The 20373-nt window shown below is 70.2% G+C and carries 15 protein-coding genes and 2 rRNA genes; 7 read left to right on the top strand and 10 right to left on the bottom strand.

Translation table 11 applies throughout. The annotated features are described in order from the left end of the window. Nucleotides 1–196 precede the first annotated feature (196 nt). Nucleotides 197–3013 (bottom strand): preprotein translocase subunit SecA, encoded by a 2817-nt coding sequence (secA, locus tag ACIQBL_RS05315; protein ID WP_401937101.1) that lies wholly within the window; start codon nt 3011–3013, stop codon nt 197–199. A 269-nt stretch (nt 3014–3282) separates the two neighbouring features. Between secA and ACIQBL_RS05310 the strand changes: the two genes are divergently transcribed. Continuing rightward, entirely contained in the window at nt 3283–3852 is a 570-nt protein-coding gene (locus ACIQBL_RS05310; RefSeq protein WP_401937099.1) for a GNAT family N-acetyltransferase, read from the top strand. Nucleotides 3853–3910: 58 nt separating this feature from the next. Continuing rightward, nucleotides 3911–5086 carry a winged helix-turn-helix domain-containing protein gene (locus tag ACIQBL_RS05305; protein ID WP_401937097.1) on the top strand — a complete coding sequence of 392 codons (1176 nt, stop codon included), beginning with the start codon at nt 3911–3913 and terminating at the stop codon, nt 5084–5086. A 15-nt stretch (nt 5087–5101) separates the two neighbouring features. Here ACIQBL_RS05305 and ACIQBL_RS05300 read toward each other — a convergent pair whose 3' ends face one another. The 7 genes from ACIQBL_RS05300 to mtnA form a co-directional block, all read right to left on the bottom strand. Beyond that, nucleotides 5102–5845: a response regulator gene (locus tag ACIQBL_RS05300; RefSeq protein WP_401937095.1), complete on the bottom strand. Its 744-nt coding sequence runs from the start codon at nt 5843–5845 to the stop codon at nt 5102–5104. A 206-nt stretch (nt 5846–6051) separates the two neighbouring features. Beyond that, nucleotides 6052–6744, bottom strand: a complete 693-nt coding sequence (hpf, locus tag ACIQBL_RS05295; RefSeq protein ID WP_200713180.1) for a ribosome hibernation-promoting factor, HPF/YfiA family — start codon at nt 6742–6744, stop codon at nt 6052–6054. Nucleotides 6745–7057: 313 nt separating this feature from the next. Beyond that, complete coding sequence (locus ACIQBL_RS05290) at nt 7058–8131, bottom strand: ComF family protein (protein WP_401937092.1); 1074 nt, start codon at nt 8129–8131, stop codon at nt 7058–7060. A gap of 188 nt (nt 8132–8319) precedes the next feature. Further along, entirely contained in the window at nt 8320–10158 is a 1839-nt protein-coding gene (locus tag ACIQBL_RS05285) for an LpqB family beta-propeller domain-containing protein (RefSeq protein ID WP_401937090.1), read from the bottom strand. Continuing rightward, entirely contained in the window at nt 10148–12232 is a 2085-nt protein-coding gene (gene mtrB, locus ACIQBL_RS05280) for an MtrAB system histidine kinase MtrB (protein WP_401937087.1), read from the bottom strand. Before mtrB ends, ACIQBL_RS05285 begins: the two co-directional genes overlap by 11 nt. A 1-nt stretch (nt 12233) precedes the next feature. Beyond that, the gene (mtrA, locus tag ACIQBL_RS05275) at nt 12234–12923 is read right to left on the bottom strand and encodes a two-component system response regulator MtrA (RefSeq protein WP_016438163.1); all 690 of its coding nucleotides are present in this window, start codon (nt 12921–12923) and stop codon (nt 12234–12236) included. Nucleotides 12924–12931: 8 nt separating this feature from the next. Beyond that, on the bottom strand, nt 12932–14071 hold the full coding sequence (gene mtnA, locus ACIQBL_RS05270) for an S-methyl-5-thioribose-1-phosphate isomerase (protein WP_401937084.1): 1140 nt from the start codon (nt 14069–14071) through the stop codon (nt 12932–12934). Nucleotides 14072–14211: 140 nt separating this feature from the next. On the opposite strand from mtnA, the gene ACIQBL_RS05265 reads away from it, so the two are divergent. Genes ACIQBL_RS05265 through ACIQBL_RS05245 form a run of 5 tightly spaced genes read left to right on the top strand, consistent with a single transcriptional unit; the run spans nt 14212 to nt 19867 of the window. Next, on the top strand, nt 14212–15588 hold the full coding sequence (locus ACIQBL_RS05265; RefSeq protein WP_401937082.1) for a hypothetical protein: 1377 nt from the start codon (nt 14212–14214) through the stop codon (nt 15586–15588). Between the two features lie 4 nt (nt 15589–15592). After that, on the top strand, nt 15593–16378 hold the full coding sequence (locus tag ACIQBL_RS05260; RefSeq protein WP_401937079.1) for a DUF4129 domain-containing protein: 786 nt from the start codon (nt 15593–15595) through the stop codon (nt 16376–16378). Further along, nucleotides 16375–17568, top strand: a complete 1194-nt coding sequence (locus ACIQBL_RS05255; protein WP_401937077.1) for a DUF4350 domain-containing protein — start codon at nt 16375–16377, stop codon at nt 17566–17568. The genes ACIQBL_RS05260 and ACIQBL_RS05255 overlap by 4 nt, the downstream gene beginning before the upstream one ends. Next, nucleotides 17568–18557 carry an AAA family ATPase gene (locus ACIQBL_RS05250; RefSeq protein WP_401938867.1) on the top strand — a complete coding sequence of 330 codons (990 nt, stop codon included), beginning with the start codon at nt 17568–17570 and terminating at the stop codon, nt 18555–18557. The genes ACIQBL_RS05255 and ACIQBL_RS05250 overlap by 1 nt, the downstream gene beginning before the upstream one ends. Next, nucleotides 18557–19867, top strand: a complete 1311-nt coding sequence (locus ACIQBL_RS05245; protein WP_401937074.1) for a DUF58 domain-containing protein — start codon at nt 18557–18559, stop codon at nt 19865–19867. The genes ACIQBL_RS05250 and ACIQBL_RS05245 overlap by 1 nt, the downstream gene beginning before the upstream one ends. A 95-nt stretch (nt 19868–19962) precedes the next feature. On the opposite strand, the gene rrf is transcribed toward ACIQBL_RS05245, so the two are convergent. Then, a 5S ribosomal RNA gene (gene rrf / locus ACIQBL_RS05240) occupies nt 19963–20079 on the bottom strand. 92 nt (nt 20080–20171) lie between these two features. Continuing rightward, a 23S ribosomal RNA gene (locus tag ACIQBL_RS05235) occupies nt 20172–20373 on the bottom strand; the annotation flags it as partial.

The following is a 20373-nucleotide window of genomic DNA, read 5'->3' as shown; positions in this document are numbered from 1 at the left end:
CCTGCACGCCCGGACGCCCGCACAAGGCACACACGCCGAAGGGCCAGGCACCTTCACGATGCCCGGCCCTTCAAAACCTCTGCACGGGGAGCGGCCCCGACAAGCCCAACCCCTCACTCAGGGGCGCCCGTCCGAGTTCGCCGCCCAACCCGCGGAGCGACCGTCACAGCTCGCCGCCCGACCCGCGGAGCGCCCGTCACTTCTTGCGGCGGCTGCCCCGGCGCCCCTGCTTGCGGCGCTCCGCGCGCGTGAGGCCGTCCGCCTCGGAGCGCACCGGCTCGTCGTCGTCGCTGGTGAAGTCGCCCTCGACGATGCCGCCCTCGCCGTCCACGGTCGGCGCGGAGAAGTGCAGCCGGTCCGGCCGCTGCGGGGCGTCGAGCCCCTTGGCGCGGATCTCGGGACGGGCGCTCGCCTGCGCGGGCACCGTGTCCTCCTTGTCGAGCGACGGCTTGTCGTCCTCCACGAGGACTTCCTCGACCTGCTGCTCGACCTGGACCTCCAGGTTGAACAGATAGCCGGCGGACTCCTCCTTGATGCCGTCCATCATGGCGGTGAACATGTCGAAGCCCTCGCGCTGGTACTCGACCAGCGGGTCCTTCTGGGCCATCGCACGCAGGCCGATGCCCTCCTGGAGGTAGTCCATCTCGTAGAGGTGCTCGCGCCACTTGCGGTCCAGGACCGACAGGACGACGCGGCGCTCCAGCTCACGCATGATCTCGGAGCCGAGCTGCTCCTCGCGCCCCTCGTACTGCTCGTGGATGTCGTCCTTGATGGACTCGGCGATGAACTCGGCGGTCAGACCGGCCCGGTCCCCGGCCGTCTCCTCCAGCTCCTCCACGGTGACCTTCACCGGGTAGAGCTGCTTGAACGCTCCCCACAGCCGGTCGAGGTCCCAGTCCTCAGGGAAGCCCTCGGCGGTCTCCGCGGTGATGTACGCGTCGATCGTGTCGTCCATGAAGTGCACGACCTGCTCCTGCAGGTCCTCGCCCTCCAGGACACGGCGGCGCTCGCCGTAGATGACCTCGCGCTGACGGTTGAGGACCTCGTCGTACTTGAGGACGTTCTTGCGGGTCTCGAAGTTCTGCTGCTCGACCTGCGACTGGGCGGACGCGATCGCGCGCGTGACCATCTTGTTCTCGATCGGCACGTCGTCCGGGACGTTCGCCATCGACATCACGCGCTCGACCATCTGGGCCTTGAACAGCCGCATCAGGTCGTCGCCGAGGGAGAGGTAGAAGCGGGACTCGCCCGGGTCGCCCTGACGGCCGGAGCGACCGCGCAGCTGGTTGTCGATACGGCGCGACTCGTGCCGCTCGGTGCCGAGGACGTAGAGGCCGCCGAGGTCCTTGACCTCCTCGAACTCGTCCTTGACCGCCTGCTCGGCCCGCTCCAGGGCAGCGGGCAGGGCCTGGGCCCACTCCTCGATGTGCTCCTCGGGGTCGAGGCCGCGCTGGCGCAGCTCCGCCTCGGCGAGGTCGTCGGGGTTGCCGCCGAGCTTGATGTCCGTACCGCGGCCGGCCATGTTGGTGGCGACCGTCACGGCACCCTTGCGGCCGGCCTGGGCGATGATCGGCGCCTCGCGGTCGTGCTGCTTCGCGTTCAGCACTTCGTGCTGGATACCGCGCTTGGCGAGCTGCTGCGAGAGGTACTCGGACTTCTCGACCGACGTCGTACCGACGAGGATCGGCTGGCCCTTCTCGTGCTTCTCGGCGATGTCGTCGACGACCGCCTCGAACTTCGCGACCTCGGTGCGGTAGATCAGGTCCGACTGGTCCTTGCGGACCATGGGCCTGTTGGTCGGGATCGGGACGACGCCGAGCTTGTAGATCTGGTGGAACTCGGCGGCCTCGGTCATCGCCGTACCGGTCATGCCCGAGAGGTTGCTGTAGAGGCGGAAGAAGTTCTGCAGGGTGATCGTGGCGAGCGTCTGGTTCTCGTCCTTGATGTCCACCCCTTCCTTCGCCTCGATCGCCTGGTGCATGCCCTCGTTGTAGCGGCGGCCGGCGAGGATACGGCCGGTGTGCTCGTCGACGATCATGACCTCGCCGTCGATGACGACGTAGTCCTTGTCCTTCTTGAAGAGTTCCTTGGCCTTGATGGCGTTGTTCAGGTAGCCCACGAGCGGGGTGTTCACCGACTCGTAGAGGTTGTCGATGCCCAGCCAGTCCTCGACCTTGCTGACACCGCCCTCGTGGATGGCTACCGTGCGCTTCTTCTCGTCGACGTCGTAGTCACCCGTCTCCTCCAGGCCCTTGAGCGAGTTGCCGGCCTCGCCCTTCTTCAGGCGGGTGACCAGCTTGGCGAAGTCGCCGTACCACTTGGTCGCCTGGTCGGCCGGGCCGGAGATGATCAGCGGCGTACGGGCCTCGTCGATGAGGATCGAGTCGACCTCGTCGACGATCGCGAAGTTGTGGCCGCGCTGCACCAGTTCGTCCTGCGACCACGCCATGTTGTCGCGCAGGTAGTCGAAGCCGAACTCGTTGTTCGTGCCGTAGGTGATGTCGCACGCGTACTGCTCGCGGCGCTGGGTCGGGGTCATGTTGGCGAGGATGCAGCCGACCTCGAGGCCCAGGAACTTGTGGATGCGCCCCATCATCTCGGAGTCGCGCTCGGCCAGGTAGTCGTTGACCGTGATGATGTGGACGCCGTCTCCGGAGAGGGCGTTCAGATACGCGGGCAGGGTGCCGACCAGGGTCTTGCCCTCGCCGGTCTTCATCTCGGCGACATAGCCGAGGTGCAGCGCCGCGCCGCCCATCATCTGCACGTCGTAGTGGCGCTGGCCGAGGACGCGCTTGGCGGCCTCGCGCACGGTGGCGAACGCCTCGGGCAGCAGGTCGTCCAGGGTCTCACCATCGATGTAGCGCTGCTTGTACTCCTCGGTGAGGGCCTTCAGCTCGGCGTCGGAGAGGTCGACGAAGTCCTCTTCGATGGAGTTGACCTGGTCCGCGATGCGGTGCAGTTTGCGCAGGATCTTGCCTTCGCCTGCACGCATGATCTTCGAGAGGACGGACACGGGGGTTGGTCTCCTTGCCGGTCGGGCCTGGGACGGTCGGTTTCCAATGACATAACTGAGCAACGGACATCGTATGCGAGGACCCCACCACGCCGGGAGGCCTGCCGGGGACGCCGACCGTCCACTCCTTCAAATCTGCTTCAAAGGGGACAACGGCCAGAGGTCGCCGATGGTGCCGCGTCCCTGCGAGGAATTGCGCGAAATGTGATCACTCGCTCACGCAGCGCAAAAGGATGGCGTCTTTGTGCACCCCCGAGCAGAATCGGCCGATGGAACCCGTCACGCTCACGACCGACCGTCTCCTTCTGCGCAGCGTCGGCCCGCAGGACACCGACGTCGTGTATTCCGCGGCCCAGGACCCCGAGATCCAGCGCTGGACGACGATCCCCTCGCCCTACCTCCTGGAGCACGCGCAGAGTTTCACCGAGCAACTCGTGCCCGAGGGCTGGGCGAACGCATCGATGTTCACCTTCGGTGTCTTTCTCCCCGAAGGGGAGTTGGTGGGCATGCTCGCCGTCACGATGCGCTCCCTGGGCGTCGGCGAGATCGGCTTCTGGGCCACGAAGGAGCACCGCGGCAACGGCTACATCACCGAGGCCACCGTCGCCGTCTCACGCTGGGCCTTCACCCGTCTGTCGATCGACCGCGTGGAATGGCGCGCGGAGCTCGGCAACAAAGGCTCCCGCGCGGTCGCCGAACACGCCGGTTTCACCATCGAGGGCACGCTCCGCTCCGCGATCAACAACAAGGGCGTACGACGGGACTGCTGGGTCGGCTCCCTGCTCCCGTCGGACCTGGGCCTGCCGTCGACGGCCCCGTATCTGCCCGCCCAGCCGTGACGCGGCGAATCCGCAGCTCAGGCCGCGTTGTCAGTGGCACCCTCTATCGTGCGCAGACATGACGAGTGCCCCGCGCCCCACGACCGATCTGTCGGCAGACGACGCCCGCCGCATCGCCCTGCGCGCCCAGGGTTTCCTCGGCGTCCCCGACCGCCGCGCGGGCGTGCGCGGCGTGCTCCGCCATCTCGGCGCGGTGCAGCTCGACACCATCTCGGTCCTCGCCCGCTCCCACGAGCTGATCCCGTACGCCCGCCTCGGCGCCGTGCCCCGCAGGACGGTCGAGGACGCGTACTGGACCCAGACGCACGCCTTCGAGTACTGGTCCCACGCCGCCTGCATCCTCCCCGTGGAGGAATGGCCCCACTTCGCCTTCCGCCGTCGCGCCTACCGCAGCCGCCCGCACTGGAACCACGACCTCCCGGACGGCACCTACGACCAGGTCATCAAGCAGCTCCGCGCCGAAGGCCCCCTCACGTCCACGGAGTTGGGCGGTGCCAAGCGCACCAGCGAGTGGTGGGACTGGTCCGGCGCCAAGGTCGCCGTCGAGCGCGCGCTCATGTACGGCGAGGTGGTCTGCGTGCAGCGCCGCGGCTGGAAGCGGGTGTACGACCTCGCCGAGCGCGCGATCCCGGAGCCGCTGCTGCACGACGAGCTGGATGACACCGAGTGCCTCCGCCGCCTGGTCCGGCTGGCGGGACAGTCACTGGGCGTCGGCACGCGCGCGGACATCGCCGACTACCACCGGCTCAAGGGCGAGCAGGTCGACGCGGTGATCGCCGACTCGGGCCTGGTCCCGGTCACGGTCGACGGCTGGGGCAAGCCCGCCTGGGCCGATCCGGCGGCCCTGGAGACACCTCCGCGAGGCCGCCACCGCACCACACTCCTGTCCCCGTTCGACTCCCTGATCTGGGAGCGGGCACGCACCGAGCGGATCTTCGGCTTCACCCACCGCCTGGAGGCCTACGTCCCCAAACCGAAGCGGGTCCACGGCTACTTCGCGATGCCGGTCCTCGCCGGCGGCCGGCTGGTCGGCCGCGTGGACCCGGCGCGGGAGGGCCGCACCCTGGTCGCCAAGCAGGTCACCCTGGACGGCGCGAAGGCCGTCCCGTCCGTGGCACAGGCCCTGGTCGAGGCCGCGAGCTGGGTGGACTGCACGGACGTACGCCTGGAGCGGGTCGACGCCCCCGAGCTCCGCGCACCCCTCACCGGCGAACTCACGCGCCTCCTGGCCTGAGCGTCACCGGATCTGTCACCGGATCTCGAGGATCTTCTCCCGCATCGCGTAGACCACCGCCTCCATCCTGGAGTGCAGCTGCAGCTTCTCCAGGATGTTGCGCACATGGTTCTTCACGGTGTTCTCGGAGATGAACAACTGCTTGGCGATATCGCGGTTGTTCATTCCGGTGGCGACGAGTTTGAGGACCTCCAGCTCACGGTCGGTGAGCCGCGGCGCCGGCACCAGTCGGCGCTCGTCGGTGCGCTGGATCATCGACTTGAACTCGGTGAGCAGTTTCGACGCCATGGAGGGGCTGATCTGCGACTGTCCGTCGGCCACGGCGCGAATGGCGGTGGCCACCTCGTCGGTCGAGATCTCCTTGAGGAGATAACCGGTCGCGCCCGCCTTGATCGCGTCGTAGAGATCGGCCTCTTCGTCGCTGATCGTGAGCATGATGATTTTCGCGCTGGGTGCCACCTCCTTGATGGAGGTGCACGCCTCGATGCCGCCCCGCTTGGGCATCCGTACGTCCATCAGGATGATGTCCGGCAGCAGGTCCGCGGCCTTGTCCACGGCCTCGGCGCCGTCCCCCGCCTCGCCGACGACCTGGATGTCCTCCTCGGCCGCGAGCACGATCTCCAGGCCTCGGCGGAAGAGAGCGTGGTCGTCCACGACAAGGACTCTGATCGGCTCCTTGCGTGTCGAGCCCGCTTCCGGGCCCATGGCGACGACACCGTCGGCATCCTCGACATGCATCGGTCCGAAGCTGTCCGCCATCGTTCCTCCCCCTGAAGGCTGTGGCCTGTGGTCCTGCGCCATCGCCAACCCAAGGCAGCGGCCCACCGGTTGGGCCCTGTACGGCCATGATTCCATGCCCGGACGACAGTGCGGTCACGGAGCGGGGCGCGAAGTGGTCGCACACCGGTGCCCCTGGGGGCGCACACGCGCTCCAGGGGCACCGGCTCAGCTGTCGGCCGGGTGGGTCAGCCGCCCAGCGTGCCGCCCGCCGCGGGCGGTTGGGCCTGCGTGACCATCGGGTCCGTGCTCAGGTGGATGACGCCGTAGTCGTAGGCGTGCCGTCGGTAGACGACGCTCGGCTCCTTGGTCTCGGAGTCGACGAACAGGTAGAAGTCGTGTCCGACCAGTTCCATCTCGTAGAGGGCCTGGTCGAGGGACATCGGAGAGGCGACGTGGGTCTTCTCGCGGACGATGAGCGGGCCTTCGCCCTTCACTTCCAGCGAGCCGATCTTCTTGGTGGGCACACCGTCCGACTGCTCGTCCGGGACGGCGTGGCCGTTGCCGTTGAGCGTCGCCGCGCCCGGGACGTGGTCGGGGACCTCGGCGGCCGTGAGCCGGCGGGCACCGCGGCGTGTGTGACGCTTGTCGTGCTGCTTCCGCAGCCGGGCATCCAGCTTCTCCGCCGCGAGGTCGAGCGCCGCGTACGGATCGTTGGCCGATGCCTCCGCCCGGATCACCGGACCGCGGGAGCGGAGCGTGATCTCCACCCGGTCGCAACGGTCGGCCTGTCGGGGGTTGGGCTCCTTGGACACCTCGACGTCGAGGCTGATCACCTTGCCGTCGAGCTTCTGGATCTTCTCCAGCTTCAGCTTCTCGGCCACGTGCTTGCGGAACCGCTCGGGCACCTCGGTCTTGCGGCCCTTGACGACGATGTCCACGCAGAACTCCGTTCCCGGATCACTCCGCTTCGCTGCGGAGCGTCTCCCTTTTGCACCAGGCTCCGGTCACCCCGGAACCTCGGACTCGGTGACTTCCACCTCCTCCTCCCCCATGGGCAAGATCTGCACCCCATGGCCGCGGGTGACTGCGGAAAACCCACGGCACGGCATTCGGATAGGAGAGGTGCGGCCTGCGCCTTTCTCTCACAACCGAACATATCTCGCCCGGACGGATGTCGTCACCCTCTACCGCGCTGTACCTCCGTTCAGGTGAATTGCTCCTGTCGTTACCTGCAACGACGCAAGTTCGCAGTCAGTTCCGGTTTATTTCGAAGGAATCAGGCGATGCTGCGATCACCGCCGCGCAGATCAGGTCACCAGGGCCGTTCACATCCACGATTCCCGGTGCACTGAGTGCCATGTTCCTCCCGTTCTCCATTGATCTCTCGATGTGTTCCCCTCTGCCTTCCCGGAACGCACGCGAGTACACAGCCGCAGTCGCTCCAACCGCTCCGTCGCACCCGATCGCCGCACATACGGCACGCGCCGCCTCCCTCAAGGAGGCCCCCGTCGTCATCAGGTCGTCGACGAGCACCGCCCGACCACCCGCGAGCAACCGGGCACCGCCCGCGACCACCTCCAGCGCACCCGCGAGATTGTCCAGCCGCTCCCGTGAGTTGAGCCCCGACTGATCAGCCACCCACCGCCGCTGCCGCAGCACAGCCACCACCCGAGCCGGAGTCCCCGCCCGCCGCAACTCCCCCGCCGCCGCCCACGCGATCCGCCGCGCCGGATCATGCCCCCGAGCCCGCACGGTGCCCCGCGCAGAAGGCACAGGGACCAGCAGCACGGGCGCGTCACCGCCACGCCGGGAGCGGGCATGATCGACGTCACCGCCACGCCGGGAGCGGGCTGGGCCGACGTACACGCGTTCCCCGAACTGAGCCTGCCGTCCCTCCCCCAGCACCCCAAGTCCCTGCACGAACCCCCCGTCCGGCCTCACCGACCCCCCGTCCGACCTCGCCACGCCCCCGTACTCCCCCGCCAACCCCCCTTCCAGCCCCGCCGCACCCCGATCACCCTCCACCCGGCACTCCCGCACCCCCGCCCGCACCGCGCCCGCCAGAGCCGCGCCCAGCGGCCCCGCGAGGGCCAGCGCGCCTCGCTCCTTGTGGGCGAGGAGCATCGCGCGCACCTCGTCCGCGTAAGGAGCCGCCGCATACGTCGCCGGTAGGCCGGGCGGCTCGGGCATCGGTCGTACCCGGCTCGGTACGGCCCCGTTGAGGGCGGCACGGCACTCCGGGCAGAGCACCGTGCGAGGCATCCCGCAGCCTCCGCACTCGGCCGGCAGCACCAGATCCGTGAGGTCCCGCCACCACCCCCGCATGCCCACCACTGTGCCGACGCCCTCGCCGACCGGCCACCCCTGTGGACAACTGCCTGTGGACAACCCCACGCAACCGTCAACGACCGTCCCCCACACGAGTGCACGATCGCCCCGGAACACGCGAACGGCCGCCTCCACCAAGCCTCAGCCCGGCCGGAGACGGCCACTGTTCACCGCACCTCTGCGCCTCAGCCCGGATAGACCGGCGCCGACCCCGTCTTGACCACCTTCTGCCACTGCGCCCCGGTGGGCAGCCGTACGATCCCGTCCTCCGAGTAGGCCACCAGCGGCAGCTTGTCGTCCTCGGACGCGGCGATCTCCTTCACCCCGGTCAGGGCCGCCGGCGCCGGGCCCTCCGGCGTGGAGCCGTCGACCTGGACGTACCGCATCTGCAGCACGCCCTGCTGCTCGCGCCCCACCACCACGAGCCGGCTGTCCCCGGCCCACGACATGGCCGTGATCTCCTCCAGGTCCGGGGTCGCGGACCGCAGTTCGAGGACCGAGACCACCGGTTGCTCACCGGTCGCCCCGGTCCGCTGGATCCGCCCGACGAACAGGGACCGCTTGCCGTTCTTCTCCACGACGAGCGCGATCCGCACCCCGTCGGCGGCCACCCGCACCGATTCGACACGGCCGTCCAGCCCTGGCATCTCCACCGTGATCGGCTGTCCCGCGCCCTTCTGCAACAGGAGCAGCCGGGGGTTCTTCGGGTCCCGGTCGGCCACCCACAGGTCGCCCTGCGCATCCCAGCTGGGCGGCGTCAGCCGGTCGTCCTCCGTCTTGCCCTGACTGGTCAGCACGGGGTCCCCGAGCGACGCGCCCGACACCAGCGACCCGACGTAGAGCGACTTCCTGTCGAGGCCGACCCCGGCCGCGGTCTCCTCGTCACGCGACACCGCCACGGACCGCAGCGGCTTGTCGCCCTCGCCCAGCGCACCCGGCACCGGATCGGCGTGCGTGCCCCTGCTGCCGCTGGGTATCCGCACCAGCCGGTGCTTGTCGTCGAGGAAGTACAGGTACTCGGGGCGCCTTATCGGGCCGTGTGCCGCGAAGCCCTTCGCGTCGTTCTCGGAGAACACGCACAACTGCGCGCCGTTGGCGGCCTGCAGCTCGACCTCGTCCACCGTGGGCGTCATGGTCTGGAGCGTGTAGAGGATCTGCGTGGCCATCTCGTTGCACCGGGCCAGCCCCACTCGGGAGGCCTTCTGGTTCAGCGGGACCGTCAGCTTGTTCTGGTCGTCGGGCGTCAGCGAGGTGACACCCTTGCGCAGCGCAGTCCCGGTGGGGAAGCTCGACCTGACCACGGGCCCGAGCCAGCTGGTGGGCCCGTTGAGGAGCGACCGCACCATCTGCGTCATGGGGTCCACCCGCCGCCGTACGAACACGGGGTCCGCCACGGCGATCGGCTGCGAGGTCGCTCCGGCCGTCGTGTTCGACGCGAAGTAGTACTTGTTGACCGACATGTAGTTGCGCTGGAAGTCCGAGTTGCCCATGACGACGCCCTGCGGCAGCACGTCGATGCGCCACTGCCCGCTCTTCGCGTCCTTCGTCAAGTGCACCCGCTGGCTGTACCGCCCGCTCGCCGGCGAGTACGCCTGTTGCGAGTCCACCGTGGCGACCCGGTCGCCGGTCAGTGTGTACGTGAAGGTGTCGGTGTCGTCCCGGCCGCCGGGTACGCGGACGGGCTCCGTGCTCGGCCCGCCCGCGAGCACCGTGGTGGACAGCTCCGGCTGCCAGCCCCGCGCCGCCTTCGCGGTCAGGTACATGCGAGCCGTCTTGTAGTTCGGATCGTCGCTCGTCAGCGCCTCCAGGAAGCCCTGCACGATCTCCGCCTGCGACGCGTCCTCCTGAGGAGGCATCGCGAAGACCCGCACCTGGGTGTCCTGTCGCGGCGTCGACTCGACCCCCCGCAGGTCCCCGCTGTCGGGCATCGAGGCACATCCCGCCAGCACTACGACGCCGCACGCGACGTACGCCACCGCGCGTGCCGGCTTCCGCCGGGCGCCCCCCTCGCGGTCAGCGCCCACGAGATGCCTCCCCTTGCTTGTTCGAGTCCTCCGGTGCGGCGGCCGGGTCCGTGCTGCTCGCGCTGTCGCCCCGGGGCGTGTCCACCGCGGGCCGGTCCTCCTGCCGCCGGGTGCCGCCGGTCGGCCGGGGCACCACGCGCGCGCCGTTGCCGGGCAGCGCCGTCGGGTCCGCGGTGGGAGTCGTCGCGGTCAGCCTCGGAGCGATCGGGTTCCGCGCGGGTATCGGCGGCACCTGGTCGCCCATCGGCTGTACCGGGACCGTCGCGCGCTTGTCGCCGCCGCCGCTCGGCAGACCGGCGTCATTAAGTCCACGATTACGGCGTGAGTCCTTGGGCTCCAGGGGTATCGGCGAGCCCCGCAGCGGTTCGTCCGCGGTCCGCGGCAGTGTCAGCCGGAACTGAGACCCGCCGCCCGGCTCACCCCACGCCTGCAGCCAGCCGCCGTGCAGCCGCGCGTCCTCCAGGGCGATGGACAGCCCCAGTCCCGTACCACCGGTGGTACGCGCGCGTGCCGGGTCCGCCCGCCAGAAGCGGCTGAACACCCGGGTCGCCTCACCGGGCTTGAGCCCGACTCCGTAGTCGCGCACCGCGATGGCGACCGCCCCGCCCGCCGTGGCGAGCTTGACCACGACATCCTTGCCGTCGCCGTGCTCCACGGCGTTGACGACGAGATTGCGCAGCACCCGCTCCACCCGCCGGGCATCGGCCTCGGCGACGACGGGCTGCTGGTCGCCGACGACCCGGATCTGCGTGCCCTTGCGCTCGGCGAGCGGCTCGGCGCCGCTGAGAACCCTCCGTACGACCTCCCTGAGGTCTATCGGCTCGGCCTCCAGAGCCGCCGCTCCCGCGTCGAAGCGGCTGATCTCCAGCAGGTCCGCGAGCAGCGTCTCGAACCGGTCCAGCTGGTCGGCGAGCAGTTCTGCCGACCGCGCGGTCATCGGATCGAAGTCCACGCGCGCGTCGTGGATGACATCGGCCGCCATCCGTACGGTCGTCAGCGGCGTCCGCAGCTCGTGCGACACGTCGGAGACGAACCGCCGCTGCATCCGCGACAGGTCCTCCAGCTGCTGGATCTTCAACTGGAGGTTCTGCGCCATCTTGTTGAATGCCTCGCCGAGCCGCGCGATGTCGTCCTCGCCAGTGACCTTCATCCGCTCCTGGAGCCGCCCTGCGGACAACCGCTCGGCGATCCCGGCGGCCATCCGCACCGGCGTGACGACCTGCCGCACCACGAGCCAGGCGATGGCCCCGAGGAGTACGACGACGAAGAGCCCGGCCGTGGCGAGGGTCCCCTTGACCAGGCTGAGGGACTTCTCCTCCTGAGTGAGCGGGAAGAGGTAGTACAGCTGGTACGGGTCGCCGTTCGGGTCGTTGACCTGCTTGCCCACGACCAGCGCCGGCTGGGACTCCTTGCCGTTGCTGTAGATGATGCGGGTGTAGCTCTGGGCCGCCGTCGTACGGTCGTTGATCCGCGCGCGCAGGTCCTCGGGCACGCTCGCGGACGGGTCGACGTATCCGGAACCGCGGGGGCTGCGACCGCCGCCGCTGTCCGCGCCCGCGGGCAGCGTCACCACGTCGAAGGCGCCCTGGCCGCCGCTGGACAGCGACGACACGAGGTCGCTCATCCAGGAGATGACATTCTGCGAGGAGCTGCCGTCGGTCGCGGAACCGTCGTCGGCGGTCCCGCTGGCCGCCTCGTCCGCCTTCTGCTTGGCCACGGCGAACCCGCCCGTGGCCTGGCTCTGGGAGGCCTTCACCTTGGCGTCCAGCAGGCCGTTGCGCACCTGGCCGATGACGACGAAGCCCAGCAGCAGGACGACGCCCAGTGACATCAGCAGGGTCGTGACGACGACCTTGAGCTGGATGTTGCGCCGCCACAGCCGCATGACCGGCAGCAGTGGCCTGCGCACCCAGCGCATGAACAGGCGGAGGACCGGGCTGCCCTGGACCCCGCCCTGCAGCAGCCCGCCCTCCAACAGGCGTCCCCAGCGGGAGCCCGCCGCCTTCCGGCCGACAGGCCGCCCCGCGCGGGCCCCGGTCCCCCCGGGCGCCGAAGCGGCACTGTCCTTGGACATGTCAGCTCGGTCCCGCCTTGTAACCGACCCCTCGGACGGTCACCACGATCTCCGGCCGCTCCGGGTCCTTCTCGACCTTGGAACGCAGCCGCTGGACATGCACGTTGACCAGCCGGGTGTCCGCCGCGTGCCGGTAGCCCCAGACCTGCTCCAGGAGCACCTCCCGCGTGAACACCTGCCACGGCTTACGGGCCAGCGCGACCAGCAGGTCGAACTCCAGCGGCGTCAGCGCGATCGACTGCCCCTCCCGCTTCACGGAGTGACCGGCCACGTCGATGACCAGATCGCCTATGGCGAGCTGCTCGGGCGCCGGTTCCTCGGACCTCCGCAGCCGCGCCCGGATCCGGGCGACCAGTTCCTTCGGCTTGAACGGCTTCACGATGTAGTCGTCCGCGCCCGACTCCAGGCCCACGACGACATCGACGGTGTCGCTCTTCGCCGTGAGCATCACGATCGGCACCCCGGACTCCGCCCTGATCAGGCGGCACACCTCGATACCGTCCCGTCCGGGCAGCATCAGGTCCAGGAGCACCAGGTCGGGCTTGCTCTCACGGAAAGCGGCCAGCGCCTTGTCGCCATCAGCTACGAAAGACGGCTCAAAACCTTCACCACGCAACACAATGCCGAGCATCTCGGCCAGTGCGGTGTCGTCATCGACGACAAGGACTCGTCCCTTCATAAACGACATCATCCCATTAACTAAATCGTTACCTGTCGTGACCTGTCACACAGCTCTGCGAGCGCCCCCGCAGTCACGGGCGAAACGGCGCCTTCTTCGGTGACGATGGCCGTCACCAGCTCGGGAGGCGTCACATCGAACGCCGGGTTGTACGCCTGGGTCCCCAGCGGTGCCACCGGAATCCCCCCTCCCGCTCCCGCCTTCGTCGCCTGGGGTGACGTGATCTCCGTCACCTCGAACCCGGGGCGCTGCTCCACCTCGATGGACGCCCCGTCCGGCGTGTCCGGATCCACCGTCGTCACCGGCGCCACCACGATGAACGGCACATGGTGGTACCGGGCGAGCACGGCGAGCGGATAGCTCCCCACCTTGTTCGCCACCGAACCGTCGGCGGCGATCCGGTCCGCGCCGATCAGCACCGCGTCCACCTCCCCGGCCGCGAACAAGGAGCCCGCCGCGTTGTCCGTGAGCAAGGTGTACGCCATACCGTTGCGCGCCGCCTCATACGCCGTCAGGCGAGCACCTTGCAGCAACGGACGCGTTTCGTCCACCCAGAGCCGCCTCAGCCGCCCCTCCCGGTGTGCCGCGAGCGCGACGGCGAACGCCGTGCCCTCACCACCCGACACCAGCGCTCCGGTGTTGCAGTGGGTCAGAATCCGGTGCCCACCGCCGGGCAGCAGCTCATCCAGAAGGGCCAGCCCATGCGCGGCCATCCGCGCGCTGGCCGCGGCGTCCTCCCTGTGCAGCCGCCGCGCCGCCGCCAACGCGGCCCCGGCCGCCTGCTCGGGATCACCTCCCTTGGCCATGGCGTCGCGGTGCGCGGCCCGGGCTCTGCGCACGCCGACGGAGAGGTTCACCGCGGTGGGGCGGGCGCCCGCCAGCGCCCTCGCGGCCTCGTCCACGTCGAAGCCCCGCGCGGCGGCGAGCGCGACGCCGTACGCCCCCGCGATGCCGAGCAGCGGCGCCCCGCGCACCGCCAGCGAGCGGATCGCGTCCACCAGCGCGGACGCGTCCGTGCACACCAGCTCGACCTCCTCGGCCGGCAGCCTCGTCTGGTCGAGAAGAACCAGAACAGGGCCCTCGGGGGGCTCGTCCCAACGGATCGCGGGTATCCCGGTCGGCCTGCCGTCCTCGCCGGATCGCGCGTACTGATCAGCCATGCGGTCAGTCTGCCCCGTATCCGGCGGACAATTGAAGGTGTCCAGCCCATACCGCGGCCGGTCACCGGTCGGCCACCCCATGGCACGATGGCTGCCAACCTGCCGCCGCGCCCGCGGACGGGCACCGTGAAGGAGCGACGATGAACGACACTCCGGGCTGGGCCTCGCCCGGATCCGCCCCGCCCGACGGGCCGGAGCCCGGCGCGTCCGGCTCCGCCGAGCCCGCGGACCAGCCGGGCACGGACCCGTCGGGCACGGACCCGTCGGGCACCGGCCCGCAGTGGTCCAAGGAGCAGCCGCCACCCGGCCAGTGGTCCGCGCCCACCGGCGCCCCGGGCCAGGGCCAGGCACCGCCGCCCCCACCGCCGGGCCCGGGCTGGGGCGGCGCCCACCCCGGCGGCCCGGCCGGCCCCGGAGGCCCTGGGGGCCCTGGGGGTCCTGGGGGCCCTGGGGGCTACGGCGGCTACGGCGGACCCGGCGGTTACGGCGCTCCCGGCTGGGGAGCCGGCTGGGGCGGTCCCCCGCCCGCGGCCAAGCCCGGTGTGATCCCCCTCCGCCCCCTCGGTGTGGGCGAGATCCTCGACGGCGCCGTCTCCACCATGCGCACCTACTGGCGCACGGTCCTGGGCATCTCCCTCACCGTCGCCGTCGTCATGCAGACCATCGTCGTCCTCGTCCAGGGCTTCGCGTTCAGCGACCTCGCCAGCACCCAGGCCCTCGACGACCCGAACGCCAGCGCCTCCGAAGTGACCCGCGCCATGAGCGAGGCCTTCCTCAGCACGGGCGTCGTCTACCTGGTCGTCCTCATCGGCACCGTCGTCGCCACCGCCCTGCTCACCGCGGTCACCAGCCGCGCCGTGCTCGGCAAGCCGGTCACCGCCGGAGAGGCCTGGCGCGACGCCCGGCCCCAGCTGCTCAAGCTGTTCGGCCTGATCTGCCTGCTGATCCTCATGGCCGTCGCCCTGATCGGCATCCCCACCGTGCCCGGCATCGTCGTGGCCGTCACGGGTTCGCAGGCCGCGGGCATCGCGCTCGCCGTCATCGGTGGCCTCGCCGGCTCCGTCGTCACCCTCTGGTTGGCGATCCGCTTCTCCCTGGCCTCGCCCGCGCTGATGCTGGAGAAACAGGGCATCCTGAAGTCGATGAGCCGCTCCTCGAAGCTGGTGCGCGGCTCCTGGTGGCGCATCTTCGGCATCCAGCTGCTCGCCCAGATCATCGCGAGCATCCTGTCGTCGATCCTCGTGATCCCGTTCGCCTTCATCGCCGGGCTGTCGAGCGGCGACGGCCTCAGCGGCCTCGTGAACGGCACCGGCGACGTCGGCTGGACGTTCCTCGTCATCAGCGGCCTCGGCTCGGTGATCGGCCGCATGATCGCGTTCCCGATCACGGCGGGCGTCACCGTCCTCCTCTACATCGACCAGCGCATCCGCCGCGAGGCCCTCGACCTCGACCTGGCCCGCGCCGCCGGCGTCCAGGACTACGGCACCGCCGCCCACGGCCCCACCCCGGGGAGCTGATGCGGTGAGCCTGGCGGGGGGAGTTCTCACCGCGGTACCCGCGGCGCTGCCGCGTGCCGTCGAATCGGCCGCGGGGCCACTGCTGCGCGCCCACGGCACAGCCGTACAGTCGTCGCTCCTCTCGGGCGACGAGCCGCCGGTGACGATCCCGCGCGACCCCGCGCGGGAGGCGGCCCGGCGTGAACTGTCCAAGCAGATGTACCACGAGAACGACCCCGGCCTGGCGCAGCGGGCCCTGAACGCCATCTCGGACTGGGTCGACAGATTGTTCGGCAGGGCCTCGGAGGCCACACCCGGCGGCACGCTCGGCCTCGTCGTCGTCATCCTGGCCGTCCTCGCGGTCGGGGCCGCCCTGTGGTGGCGCCTGGGCACCCCGCGCCGCCAACCCGTCTCCGCCACCGCCCTGTTCGAGGACGGCCCCCGCAGCGCCGCCGAACACCGCTCGGCCGCCGAGGCACACGCCGCCCAGGGACACTGGAACCCCGCCGTGCAGGAACGCATGCGTGCCATCGTCCGCGCCCTGGAGGAACGCGCCCTGCTCGACGTCCGCCCCGGCCGCACCGCCGACGAGGCGGTCGCGGAAGCCGCCCGCGCCCTCCCGTCGCACACCGACGAACTGCGCGCCGCCGCCGGACACTTCGACGACGTGACGTACGGCGGACGCGGCGCGAGCGAGCAGTCGTACCGCCGCATCGCCGAACTCGACCACGCCCTGGAGCGGACCAGGCCCGTCCTCACGAGCAGCGCCCACAGCACGGCCCACCACACCAGCCAGGGGGCCGCCGAATGACCACGCAGGCGACGCTCCCCGCCACCTCGGCCTCGCCGACCGCCCGCCAGGTGTGGACCCGCGCGCGGGGCATCGTCCTCGCACTCGTGATCCTCCTGGCGGCCGCCGTGGCGATCGCCGCGATCCGCTCCGACGCCCGGCACGGCGCCCTCGACCCGCGCTCCGCCGACCCCTACGGCAGCCGCGCCGTCGCCGTACTCCTCGGCGACCGGGGCGTGTCCACGCGCGTGGTCACCACCCTGGCCCAGGCCCGCGCCGCGGCCAGCCCGGACACCACCCTCCTGGTCGCCGTCCCCGACCTGCTGACCAAGCGTCAACAGTCCGGTCTGCACGCGGCGTTCACGAACTCCGGCGGCCGTACGGTCCTCGTCGCTCCCGGCTCCCCGTCCCTGGACCGGCTCGCCCCCGAGGTCACCGTGGACGGCGGGCCCAGCTTCGACTCGCCGCTCTCCCCCGACTGCTCGTTGCCCGCCGCCCAGCGCGCGGGCGACGCGGAGACCGGCGACTACCGGTACACGACCACCGCCTCCGACGCCGACGAGTGCTACCCCAGCGACGGCCGGCCGACCTTGCTCCGGCTCCCGGACGCGTCCGGGGGCGGCGACACCGTCGTCATCGGCGCGCCCGACATCCTCTTCAACAAGCGTCTCGACAAGCAGGGCAACGCCTCGCTCGCCCTCCAACTCCTCGGCTCGCGCCCCCATCTGATCTGGTACCTCCCCTCGCTGTCCGACATCTCGGCCACCGACTCCGGCAGCCAGAGCTTCTTCGACCTGCTCCCCTCGGGCTGGCTCTGGGGCACCCTGCAACTGTTCGTCGCAGCAGCCCTGGCCGCCCTCTGGCGGGCACGCCGACTCGGCCCCCTGGTGCCCGAAAAACTCCCCGTGGCGATCCGCGCCTCCGAAACCGTCGAAGGCCGCGCCCGCCTCTACCGCAAGGCCAACGCCCGCGACCGCGCGGCCACCGCTCTGCGCTCCACCGCCCGCACTCGCCTCGCCCCCCTCGTAGGCGTCCCCGTCTCCCAGGCGCACGCGCCCGAAGCCCTGCTCCCCGCGCTCTCCGCCCACCTCCACGGCGACGGACAGACCCTGCACGCCCTCCTCTTCGGCCCGCCGCCCAGCGACGACGCGGCCCTCATCGCACTCGCCGACCAACTCGACGCCCTCGAAAGAGAGGTACGCCGTCCATGATGAACCCGACCACTGACAACGCCGGGACCACAGGGAATCCGGACACCGCCCGAGCCTCCCTCGAATCCCTGCGCGCCGAGATCGCCAAAGCCGTGGTCGGCCAGGACCCCGCCGTGACCGGCCTCGTCGTCGCCCTCCTCTGCCGCGGACACGTTCTCCTAGAAGGAGTCCCCGGAGTCGCCAAAACGTTGCTCGTCCGCGCCCTCGCGTCCGCACTCGAACTCGACACCAAGCGCATCCAGTTCACCCCGGACCTGATGCCGAGCGACGTCACCGGCTCCCTGGTCTACGACACGCGCTCCGCCGAGTTCCGCTTCCAGCCCGGCCCGGTCTTCACCAACCTCCTCCTCGCGGACGAGATCAACCGCACCCCGCCGAAGACCCAGTCCTCCCTCCTCGAAGCGATGGAGGAACGCCAGGTCACGGTCGACGGCACCCCACGCCCGCTCCCCGACCCGTTCCTGGTCGCCGCGACGCAGAACCCCGTCGAGTACGAGGGCACGTACCCCCTCCCCGAGGCCCAACTCGACCGCTTCCTCCTCAAACTGACGATCCCCCTCCCCTCCCGACAGGACGAGATCGACGTCCTCACCCGCCACGGCGAGGGCTTCAACCCGCGCGACCTGCACGCCGCCGGCCTGCGCCCCGTGGCCGGCCCCGCCGACCTCGAAGCAGCCCGCGCGGCGGTCGCCAAGACGACGATCTCCCCCGAAATCACCGCCTACGTAGTCGACATCTGCCGCGCCACCCGCGAATCGCCGTCCCTCACCCTCGGCGTGTCCCCGCGCGGCGCCACCGCCCTCCTCGCGACCTCGCGCGCGTGGGCGTGGCTCACGGGCCGCGACTACGTCATCCCCGACGACGTGAAGGCCCTGGCACTCCCCACCCTCCGCCACCGCGTACAGCTGCGCCCCGAGGCCGAGATGGAGGGCGTGACGGCGGACTCCGTCATCAACGCGATCCTCGCCCACGTCCCGGTCCCCCGCTGATGGCCCTCACCGGACGCACCGCCCTCCTCGCAGCCCTGGGCTCCCTCCCCGTAGGCATCTGGGAACCCAGCTGGACGGGCATCCTGGCCCTCAACGCCCCCCTGGCGGTGGCCTGTGCCTGCGACTTCGCCCTGGCCGCCCCCGTACGCCGCCTGAGCCTGACCCGCTCGGGCGACACCTCCGTACGCCTGGGCGAATCCGCAGACGTCACACTGACCGTCACCAACCCGTCCCGCCGCGTCCTACGAGCCCGCATCCGCGACGCCTGGCCCCCCAGCAGCTGGCTCCCCGGCACAGAATTCGCCGCATCCCGCCACAGCCTGACGGTCCCACCCGGCGAACGCCGCCGTCTCACCACCCGCCTACGCCCCACCCGCCGAGGCGACCGCCAAGCAGACCGAGTGACGATCCGTTCCTACGGCCCCCTCGGCCTCCTCACCCGCCAGGGCACCCACGCGGTCCCCTGGGCGGTACGTGTCCTGCCCCCGTTCACCAGCCGCAAGCACCTCCCGTCGAAACTCGCCCGCCTGCGCGAACTCGACGGCCGCACCAGCGTGCTGACCCGCGGCGAGGGCACAGAATTCGACAGCCTGCGCGAATACGTCCCCGGCGACGACACCCGCTCCATCGACTGGCGCGCCACAGCCCGCCAAACGACGGTCGCGGTACGCACCTGGCGCCCCGAACGCGACCGCCACATCCTCCTCGTCCTCGACACCGGCCGCACCTCGGCGGGCCGCGTCGGCGACGCCCCCCGCCTCGACTCCTCCATGGACGCCGCCCTGCTCCTGGCAGCCCTCGCGTCCCGCGCCGGCGACCGCGTGGACCTCCTCGCCTACGACCGCCGGGTCCGCGCCCTCGTCCAAGGCCGCACGGCACATGACGTACTCCCGTCACTGGTCAACGCGATGGCGACACTCGAACCGGAACTGGTCGAAACAGACGCCCGAGGCCTGGCAGCCACCGCGATCCGTACAGCACCACGCCGCTCCCTGATCGTCCTCCTGACAAGCCTCGACACGGCCCCGGTCGAAGAGGGCCTGCTTCCCGTGCTCTCCCAACTCACCCAGCGCCATACAGTTCTGGTGGCATCCGTGGCAGATCCGCACATCGCCCGTATGGCCACGGCCCGTGGAACCACGGAGGCGGTCTACGAGGCGGCGGCTGCGGCACGTGCCCAGACCGAACGCGACCGCACCGCGGAAAAACTCCGCCGTCACGGCGTCACCATCGTCGATGCGACACCGGACGACCTTGCTCCGGCATTGGCGGACGCGTATCTGGCTCTCAAGAGTGCGGGACGTCTATAACACGCACGCAAGAAAGCCCTGCTTGAAAAAGCAGGGCCCCTAAACGCAGAAAACCCCTGTACCGAATAAACGGTACAGGGGTTTTCGCAATATTTGTTCGGCGGCGTCCTACTCTCCCACAGGGTCCCCCCTGCAGTACCATCGGCGCTGTAAGGCTTAGCTTCCGGGTTCGGAATGTAACCGGGCGTTTCCCTCACGCTATGACCACCGAAACACTATGAAACAATCAACCGCACCACACCCAGTGGCCCTGGACATGGGGTTGTTCGTGGTTTCAGAACCAACACAGTGGACGCGAGCAACTGAGGACAAGCCCTCGGCCTATTAGTACCGGTCACCTCCAGCGGTTACCCGCCTTCCAGATCCGGCCTATCAACCCAGTCGTCTACTGGGAGCCTTAACCCATCTAGTGGGTGGGAACACTCATCTCGAAGCAGGCTTCCCGCTTAGATGCTTTCAGCGGTTATCCCTCCCGAACGTAGCCAACCAGCCATGCCCTTGGCAGA

Source organism: Streptomyces sp. NPDC088350 (assembly GCF_044753545.1).
Taxonomy (GTDB): domain Bacteria; phylum Actinomycetota; class Actinomycetes; order Streptomycetales; family Streptomycetaceae; genus Streptomyces.
The sequence above is the reverse complement of the archived record's forward strand: the minus strand, read 5'-3'. Positions and strand labels throughout refer to the sequence as shown.